This window comes from Priestia sp. KCTC 13724, assembly GCF_056820425.1.
Genome location: NZ_JBXDLD010000064.1, coordinates 1 through 2,983, shown reverse-complemented (window position 1 = coordinate 2,983; position 2,983 = coordinate 1). Strand labels below are relative to the sequence as shown.

Sequence of the window (2,983 nt, the reverse complement as noted above, 5' to 3'; positions counted from 1 at the left end):
ACAATTGTAAAGCCCCAGCTTTTCATTCCTTTATGAAGTATGTGCTCGACTATTACCCAAATAAAGTCACTATTATGGTGTTGGATCGTGCTCGTATTCATGATGCAAAAGAGTTACAGCCCTTTTTTGAACAGCATGAGGATCGACTCATTCGTTTCTTTCTGCCGAAGTACTCGCCCAATTTGAACCCCGTTGAACGGATTTGGAAATGGCTGAAAGAAACCGTCATCCAAAATCGATTCCATCCTAACAAAGCAGCTATTCAAGAGTCTGTTTCTTCTTTTCTAGCTTTTTTGGAGGGGGCATCTGAGCAAATTTTAAAAAGAATAGCCGGTGTTCATATGCCGGATTATTAAGTAAAACTTATATAATTGATGAGATCCATGCTTATCAAGGAAAGTTTAATTATGAGGAACACGATAAGTGATTGTATGAATTCAATAACACCGTTTGAAGTATACACATTTCCAGGGCGGAGCTTTGCCTTCAAAAAATCGCCTGTTGCACCATCAAAAGCCACTAATAGGTGGAAACCAATGGTACCATAATGGGCATTTAAAGCCGCCGACTCTTGATGAACATAGGTATCTGAATGAGTAGAATCTAAATCAAAAATGAGTGCATTTGAATCTCTGAACTTATGAACTTTATCGAGCAACTCTTGATTGGCAATTCTAATTGTTCGATAGATGTTTGATCAAACCGTCTAAAAAAGCGAGATAAACTAGGCTGGGAAGCTAAGGCCTGTGTTCCAATGATTTGAGTAAATACAGGATCTTTCGTTAGCTGATCGGCTGCATCATCTTCGGAATACCCAGAAATCATTTGATAAATCTTTGACGAAGCAAATTTTCATTTGAATGAACGTAGTAAGCCCTTGTGTCATTCAAAATTAAGTGTTTGACCAATGTCTCAAAGAAACCAATTTTTTCATCAAACTCTCTAAAGATGAATTCACCTGTATCAGAGGAAAGAGAACCTCCATCATTTTGTTACTTTAATTTGACGATTGAAATCAAGAGTTAATTGCGGTAAAGTAGCCATTATAAGAATCCTTTCTGATGGTTATTTTGTGGTGATTTAACTTTATCAGAAATGGATTCTTTTTTCATTTTTTTAATGCATTAACGATTTAAGATAAAGCTTATTGGATAGGTGATAGTAGCCTATTTTAGAAATTCTGTGAATAATTCAGGATTGATTTTATTATCAATCTTTTTTTAAAATTATGAGACTTTATTTCAAATCCACAGAAAAGGTAGTATTGGACTTCCTACTACCTAGTCATTTTCTGCAGAGGAAAAGCTTTTGAAGCCGAGGCTCGCATACCTTTTCTAGAAAATGAACTAACATTCATATAATAGACAGTTTTAAAAAAGAGGCTAGGCACATAAGAGATGACTTTGGTACCGGGGTGAAGTCATCTCTTATATGCCCATTGATAACAATGACAATTGCAATCCAACATATACTCATCATTCATTATTTTTAAATCCTCAAATCATTTATAAGTAGATATCTCCATCTCGTTCTCAATATGACCAAAGAATGATTCAATTTCTCTTCCTTGGCGTTTTGAGGTATTGATTCAGATTTTAGAAAAGCATAATATCTACTCTAACTACTTTTGTCTGCCAAATCACAAAAGTAAGTAACCATTCGAAGGATTTTTGGTTACTTCAGAGGTTTTTATCCTGCCTTTTTAACTTTTTCCCCCCCAAAATAAACACCTCCAGTAAGATACTTATAAAGCGCAATCCAAGATGTAATCGGGTAAAACCAAAACCAAATAGCACTAAATAAAAATGTATATGGAGGAGCTATATACCTTCCATAGTTAATTTGCCCCAATAATCCGCAAAAAGTTATGGCAATAGACGTTGTTACAAATAAAATAAGTGGAATTTTAGTATCAATCATATAGAGAACTAACATAATTGGCAGTAGCGACAAGTAAAAAGTAAAACGCATTGGAAATACAATATTTTCATATGCATATCTCATTCTTTGTTCTAAGAAGTTTTTTATTGAAATGTCTTGACTAGCTTCAATAGCCACATCACTTACAAAACCAACACTATATCCATGTTTTCTAAGGTGGTTCTCCATTGTATACTCGTCAAAAAGAGCATCCCTATTTGGAAAACCAGAAGAAACATAATGCATTTTCCGAAAAGCTAGATGACCTGTATATTGTTTTTTATAATCAAATATATTAACAATAAAAACACCTGAAAGATCTACTAATACGGAATATGGAAATTCTTTAAATTGTGGCATAGCTTTAAAACAATCATATCTATCAAAGTATTTACTGATAATGAGCATTTTTAGATGCAAATATTTCCATTCGATTAGAAATGATAGGTACCCTATGCCACTTGGAGCTCATTTTTAATTTGCTCAAGTGACGTTCCATTTGTGGTTTCACGATACACAAACTTAAAGACAGCCTTTCTAAGGTACATCGCAAAAACATAGGTGAACTGGACAAGGGTCCAAAAACGCTTAATCGCTCGTTCACTCCGGACTTGATAACCGTTAAAGTCAACCATGCCTTTGACCTGTTTAAAGTAGGTCTCGATGCTCCAGCGTTGACTGTAATACGATAAAATTTGTTCTGTTGTCAGTTCTGTATCGGTGCTTAAAAAACAACGCATCTGCTTAGGTTCCATGGGATGTTCTTCCTTCCAGCACATTAATACGACACCCATATCAAGATCGTTTAAGGCACCTTCGTACCGGTAGACTCGATAAGATTCATGACCGATTGTCACTAAATCAGTCTCTTCTTCTCTAATAGAACGGGCGAAATCACAAAGTAAGTAAACAGATGGCTGAAGCGCTGGAACACGTTTAATCATCTCTATGGAGAGTTTAATTTTACTTTCCGTTGTTTCTTTATGGAATAGCTGAAACTCGTATGGATATGCTTGGTCACCGTTTTTCAACATCAGTTGGACGACTTGATGACCCCAAACGC

Annotated in this window: 3 protein-coding genes and 1 pseudogene; 1 reads left to right on the top strand and 3 read right to left on the bottom strand. The window is 35.4% G+C overall.

Features of this window, described 5'->3' with window-relative positions:
• On the top strand, nucleotides 1-356 hold a 356-nt coding region (locus tag AC1UFB_RS09505), incomplete at its 5' end, for a transposase (protein ID WP_482589068.1).
• A gap of 62 nt (nucleotides 357-418) precedes the next feature.
• Here AC1UFB_RS09505 and AC1UFB_RS09500 read toward each other — a convergent pair.
• The 3 genes and pseudogenes from AC1UFB_RS09500 to AC1UFB_RS09490 form a co-directional block, all read right to left on the bottom strand.
• A pseudogene (locus AC1UFB_RS09500) lies at nucleotides 419-1,044 on the bottom strand (transposase); the annotation flags it as partial.
• 645 nt (nucleotides 1,045-1,689) lie between these two features.
• Nucleotides 1,690-2,280 carry a glycosyltransferase family 2 protein gene (locus AC1UFB_RS09495; RefSeq protein WP_482589066.1) on the bottom strand — a complete coding sequence of 197 codons (591 nt, stop codon included), beginning with the start codon at nucleotides 2,278-2,280 and terminating at the stop codon, nucleotides 1,690-1,692.
• Nucleotides 2,281-2,372: 92 nt separating this feature from the next.
• Nucleotides 2,373-2,983, bottom strand: a 611-nt coding sequence (locus AC1UFB_RS09490; protein ID WP_482589064.1) for a transposase, incomplete at its 5' end; no start/stop codon positions are given.

What these genes read in the sequence shown, in the direction of transcription:
- AC1UFB_RS09495 (WP_482589066.1), bottom strand. Translation starts at nt 2,280, where the DNA reads ATGCCACAATTTAAAGAATTTCCATATTCCGTATTAGTAGATCTTTCA.